The sequence below is a fragment of the Micromonospora sp. 4G55 genome (genome assembly GCF_016803375.1).
Genome location: NZ_JAEVHN010000457.1, coordinates 1 through 5,061, shown reverse-complemented (window position 1 = coordinate 5,061; position 5,061 = coordinate 1). Strand labels below are relative to the sequence as shown.

General features: G+C 64.3%; 8 protein-coding genes. 2 read left to right on the top strand and 6 right to left on the bottom strand.

Annotation, left to right across the window (positions count from 1 at the left end; all coding sequences use genetic code 11):
- Positions 1 to 185 precede the first annotated feature (185 nt).
- From JNW89_RS27275 to JNW89_RS27250, 6 genes are read right to left on the bottom strand one after another with little or no spacing between them, the layout of a single operon-like run.
- On the bottom strand, positions 186 to 854 hold the full coding sequence (locus JNW89_RS27275; protein WP_238451217.1) for a hypothetical protein: 669 nt from the start codon (positions 852 to 854) through the stop codon (positions 186 to 188).
- Positions 851 to 1,183 (bottom strand): hypothetical protein, encoded by a 333-nt coding sequence (locus JNW89_RS27270; protein WP_238451215.1) that lies wholly within the window; start codon positions 1,181 to 1,183, stop codon positions 851 to 853. The genes JNW89_RS27275 and JNW89_RS27270 overlap by 4 nt, the downstream gene beginning before the upstream one ends.
- Positions 1,180 to 1,731, bottom strand: a complete 552-nt coding sequence (locus JNW89_RS27265) for a hypothetical protein (protein WP_238451214.1) — start codon at positions 1,729 to 1,731, stop codon at positions 1,180 to 1,182. The genes JNW89_RS27270 and JNW89_RS27265 overlap by 4 nt, the downstream gene beginning before the upstream one ends.
- Entirely contained in the window at positions 1,728 to 2,393 is a 666-nt protein-coding gene (locus tag JNW89_RS27260; RefSeq protein WP_238451212.1) for a hypothetical protein, read from the bottom strand. Before JNW89_RS27260 ends, JNW89_RS27265 begins: the two co-directional genes overlap by 4 nt.
- Before the next feature lie 58 nt (positions 2,394 to 2,451).
- On the bottom strand, positions 2,452 to 2,937 hold the full coding sequence (locus JNW89_RS27255) for a hypothetical protein (protein ID WP_238451211.1): 486 nt from the start codon (positions 2,935 to 2,937) through the stop codon (positions 2,452 to 2,454).
- Positions 2,937 to 3,155: a hypothetical protein gene (locus tag JNW89_RS27250; RefSeq protein ID WP_238451210.1), complete on the bottom strand. Its 219-nt coding sequence runs from the start codon at positions 3,153 to 3,155 to the stop codon at positions 2,937 to 2,939. Before JNW89_RS27250 ends, JNW89_RS27255 begins: the two co-directional genes overlap by 1 nt.
- A gap of 525 nt (positions 3,156 to 3,680) precedes the next feature.
- Between JNW89_RS27250 and JNW89_RS27245 the strand changes: the two genes are divergently transcribed.
- Together JNW89_RS27245 and JNW89_RS27240 are read left to right on the top strand one after the other, a co-directional pair.
- On the top strand, positions 3,681 to 4,484 hold the full coding sequence (locus tag JNW89_RS27245) for a hypothetical protein (protein ID WP_238451208.1): 804 nt from the start codon (positions 3,681 to 3,683) through the stop codon (positions 4,482 to 4,484).
- Positions 4,485 to 4,549: 65 nt separating this feature from the next.
- Positions 4,550 to 4,981 carry a hypothetical protein gene (locus tag JNW89_RS27240; RefSeq protein WP_238451206.1) on the top strand — a complete coding sequence of 144 codons (432 nt, stop codon included), beginning with the start codon at positions 4,550 to 4,552 and terminating at the stop codon, positions 4,979 to 4,981.
- Positions 4,982 to 5,061: the final 80 nt, after the last annotated feature.

Here is a 5,061-nt window from a genome sequence, read left to right as displayed (position 1 = left end):
AAGGCCGTCCGATCCTGGATCGCCAAGAACCGCCCCAGCCCGACCGACGAGGACTGAACAGGCTACGTCCGTCGACTGGCCAACACCCCCCGACCGGTGACGGTGGGAGGCGCTGGCTAAGGGTGTTCAGTTGTCCGCAGAAGCGTTGTCACGGTGCGTCGGGGGTACCGCCCACACCCGGCCGCTCAGTACGGCTGGACCGTGATGACGCGATTGGCGAAGACGGCAGATTGGCCGTTCCATACCTCCACCCGGTACTTCGCGGTGAAGTTGTAGGTGCCTGGGAAGAGCCCCTCGATAAAGACGGTGACGGAGGACCGACCATTCACGGCAATGAGCTGAGTCGCGTCGCCTCCCCCGATCGAGAGACTGTCGAAATCGTCCGGAGCGATGGCAAAGCTCCCGTCGGTGCGCTTGACCTCGACGCCCATTAGCGCCATCCCGCCGGGAGGAGGCTCCATGTACGCAGTCAGGGTCACGATCGCTCGCCCCAGTTCGCCAATCTTGACGCTGCTGATGGCCGGGCCGACCCCATCGCTCAGGTTCGTGTAGCTGGTGGAAGACGTCTGGCCAACCGTGGTCTTCTTCGCCTTCTGCGGACCGAAGATGAAGTCTTCGAGCTTGACGAGCTTCCCCGCTTCGTTGACGACAGCGATCCCGTAGTCGCCATCGCTCAGCTCTCCGATCTCCACCTTCGTCGGGCCGTAGACATGCCCCTCATGGGCGACACTGCCCGCCCCGTTGGGATCGTGGACCCTCATGCCCGCGCGGGGCACCAAGGCGTTCTCACCACCGGTGATACGGACGCTGCCGTCTCCCCCGTCCCCGCTGATCTCGACGGATACGTTACTCACGCCGTCTCTCCTTCGGTCAGGTACGACCACGGGGCAAGCAACGCCGCGAAGTCGTCGGGGTCGATGTGGTCTCGTACGGCGTAGGCGGCTGCCGCGTCCATAGCTGCCGACACCGCAGCCCAGACGGCATCTCGTGCTGTCGCCTTGAGGTCCCTGTCCGCGAGGACTGCGCGCTTGGCCTCGGCCCGCGCACTGGCCCACCGCGACCGGTACTGATCCGGCATGATCGTGACCCTCGGCTTCCGCCGACGGGACGCCTCTACCGCGCGAGACAGGGCCTCCCCGGTTAGCTCGTCAGGGATGCCCGCGATGAACTCCTCCGCCGTCATGCCGCCCTCCGGAGGGTGCGACCCCGGTACGAGACGAGCGGGCCGTAGTAACCCGTAGGCCGGTCAAGAGTCGGCCACACCGCCACGGTGGCGCGGGCGGGTGTGGGCATGTCTAGCGCCTGGGCGACCACCTGAGCGACCGCGTAGAAGCGGTCCCCGTGCCCGCCGCTGTGGTGGTCGAACGGCTGCGGGTACTCGGTGATGATCTGGTGGACGACCTCATGCGCCACCACGTCTCGGACCAGCTCAGGCACGAGCGCCAGGTCGACATGCAGGACGAAGTGCCGGGTGTCAGGATCCCAACCCCCGAGGGCTTCCGTGCCGTCAGGTCCGGTGACCTGCTCGGCCCAACTGACGGTGTTCTCAGCCGGAGGACGGAAGACCAAGCCGTGCTCTCGTAGGCGGTTGTAGATCTCCGTGTAGATCGCGGCGAGATCGGTCGTGCAGTCCTTGCCACCGCCCCGGAGCCGAGACAGATCGAGGTGACTGCCGTTGAAGGTGACGACGATCTCCGACGTCAGCGGTTGAAGCTTTCTCTTTCCTTTCATCGCGAGACCCGCCCCTCGGCGTGCCCGTCGCGGAGGTGTAGGAGCATCCGTTCCTCGTCGTCCACACCCTCGGCCGGGATCACGGCGTCCTTCGGCCGGTCATCCTCGTCCACGACCTGGCCGTCAACGACTCCCGGCATATTCGTCAACTGCCGGAACTCTTCCTCTGAAAGCATGTTCCTCAAGTGCCGGATGTCCTGCGGCAGGCCGTCGTCTAGGACGATCGCGGGGAAGAGGGCGTCGCGAGGCCCGACCGTCGCGTCCACGTCGACCTTCGACTTGGCCTTGCCGTGCTGCTGTTCGTAGATGAACCTCGCGATGTCCGCCCGAACGCTGGCCGGCGTCTCGGGGTCGTTGACCAACTCCCCCATGACTTCCATCGCGCGCAGCGAGTGAGTCATCAGCCGGTCGAAGGTCGCCTGCTTGAGTCGCTTCCGGCGCTCCTCCTCAACAACCGGGGTCAGCCACTTCGGCGTCGGCCCTCCAGAAAACGAACCTCGGCTGTTCCGCGGCCGGCCTCTAGCCAGTTCCTCGTCGTCCCACTCAGAGACCGGCTTGTACCCGACCTCATCGAGCATTGCCAGGTCCCGTTTGGGGTTGGTGCCCCGACGAAGCCTCGTGCGGATCCTGTGCGGGTCCTTGCTCAGTTCCCGATTGCCCACACCACACCTCCCGTGTGCGAGGGAGGGCCAGGCGCGGTAGCCCGACCCTCCCTGGTCGTCAGTTCCCCGGCTCCTGCACGTGGCGGACATAGTCGCCCAGCGTGCGAGGAGAGCCGGCCAGTGCGGGGAACCGTCCCGTCAGGTCGGCCTCCGCCTGGATCTCGTCCAACGGCTTTGCGAAGAGGTCAGTGAGGCGGTCGTCGGCCTCGATCAGCGACCGGTGCAAGTCGGACAGGCGTCCGTGCTCCGCGACGAAGTTCCGCATCTTGCCCTCGGCTTCCTGGGGCGTGATACGTCCCTCCTCCAGGTCCGTCTTGATCTTCCGAAGCTCCTTGGGGCCATGCTTCCGCGCCCGGTAGACCAGCTCGTCGTGAGACTCGTCGCGGGACTCGATCTCGGCCCGATACTGCTTCTTCCTCCGGACCCGCCACTCCTTCCGAGCAGCGGTATAGGCCCGCTCCAGGACGTCCCTGTCTGCGGCGTTGAGTTCCGCCCGGTCGATCTCTTCCCGCATGGCAGCAAGTCGCGTGACGTTGAGGTTCATCAGTAGTTCCCTTGGTGTGGAGAGGGCGCCTGCTGGTCGGTGTCGACGTGCGCCGTGTGATCGGTCGGGTCGGTCTGGTAGATCGCCCGGAGAGTTTCCGAGGCGGTCGGCTCGTGCGGGTGCGGCTGCGTCAGTCCGTCCACACCGCCGAACTCGCTCTCATCCGTGCGATCTACCAGGGAGGACAGGTGGTCGGTGGCCGACCGGTAGGGGTTCACGCCTTGTTCCCCACGGCAGGCCACCGGTTGAGGTCGATGGGTTGCTCGCCGGCTGCCTGTTCTCCCGCCGTCCGATATGCCTGCCGAGCCTTCGCCTGCAAGATGGCGTCCTCCACCTCGCTGATCGTTCGATGGAACAGACCCAGGGCCGTCACACGGCCCTCTTCGTCAGCCCTCTCGTGCGGCATTCTTCACCCCTTCGTCAGTAGTGCGGCTTTCCCATTCCTTGTCCACCAGCCAGCGAACTGTTCCCGCTAGGGAAGCGGCACGCTGCGCCGCAAGACTTCTCAATCGGTATCGCTGGGCCTCGGACATCGAGACATCGAGCGATACTGGGAACTCCGGCAGCTTTCCCCGAGCGCCCATTAGCGCCCCTTCCAGTCCGTCAAAACGTTCCGGGGATCATTTTCGCGCACGTTCCGGGAGTTTGATTTAGGAGCCATTCGCCTGCACGAAACGGGCGTCGCCTGTGCAGTAGGCGGTAGCACGAACGGCAGGCACGGCGTACGGTGGCCGGCTGTGAGCGTGAGCGACGAGGACCGTGAACTGATCAACAAGATCTTCGAGATCCTGCGCATGGCGGAGCAGTGGGCAGGACAGGAGTCACCTCCAGTCCAACCGGGTAGCTCGCTGGCGACGGACAACGCCCGTACCGATCCTCACCAGATCAGTCACGCCGTCATCTACTCCATCGGGATAGCGGTGGACCATCTCCATTCGATGCGGATGGCGCTTACCGGCAAGGGCGACGGACAGATTGGTCTCCACACCTACGCCCCGTTCACGCTCACCCGTGGAGCGCTGGAAAACGCCTCGGCCGCCATCTGGATGCTTGCTCCCAGCAACCGCCAGGAGCGCATCCGGCGTCGGCTTTGGTACGAGTTGGCCAGCATCAAGCAGGCGGAAGGGTTGCTCAACGAGGCTCATCTACCGCAGAAGGAAGGCATTCAGCGCCGCAGGGATCGCGTGCTGGGCCTTGCCGATGCGGCAAGGATCGACCGCGCGAGGCTGAAGGGGAAGCCCACGTACCAGGACTACCTTGAAGAGGCCGGCCGATTCACCGACCTTGTCGACGGCGAGAACAACCTGGTCTACATCATGTGGAAGATGTGCAGCGCCGTGGCGCACGGCGATACCTGGATTCTCCCCTTCTTCGACTTGGAGATGGTTGGACCGCACGAACCAGGCGTCGGCACGTACCGCGTCACGGCTCCCACACCGCTGCTCCACTCCGCCGTGAAGGCTGCGGCGCTTCTGGTCGACCGGGCTCAGCACCTCCTGGCGCGTCGAGGCACGGCGCACGTCGGACAGGACAGGGCCATTTCGTAGGGAGGGGCCCACGATCGATGTCGAAACGGCTTGCCGAGAGGCATACACAGCGACACACTGTCTCAGTGACTGAAGAGAAGCGCATCCCTATGGCCACAATCGGCTTTACGACGGAAGATGCTCGGGAAGCGGCCAGGGATTCGTTCTACCTGGACGAGCTGGACCGGCAGGCTGAGATTGCCAGCAACAGCATCTTCCACGCGATCATGCGCGGCCGGGAGACGAAGAACCCTCATGACCCCAGGGTCTGGGGTGCACTTCAGAACACCCTCTTCGCGACCATCTGTATTGCTCGACTGCTCAAGCCAGGTCCTGTTAGGGAATATCCTGGCCTAACAAAGCAGCAGAGCCAGAAGTATGCGGACGAGCGCGGCGAGAAACTTCGAAAGATGCTGGACGTGGAAGACGACTGCCATATCTTGGACGTGAAGGCGGTCCGCGATGCGTACGAGCACTACGACGAGTTCTTCGATAGGCACCTAAGGGACGTCTCGTAACCCGGCAGGTGTCCCTTGAGGACGATCATCGAAGATGTCCTGATGCAGGTGATCTCCTCAGCCCGGCCGGAGTGGATCTT

Coding starts and splice junctions, on each gene's coding strand:
- JNW89_RS27270 (WP_238451215.1), bottom strand. CDS start 1,183: ATGACGGCGGAGGAGTTCATCGCGGGCATCCCTGACGAGCTAACCGGG.
- JNW89_RS27255 (WP_238451211.1), bottom strand. CDS start 2,937: ATGAACCTCAACGTCACGCGACTTGCTGCCATGCGGGAAGAGATCGAC.
- JNW89_RS27265 (WP_238451214.1), bottom strand. CDS start 1,731: ATGAAAGGAAAGAGAAAGCTTCAACCGCTGACGTCGGAGATCGTCGTC.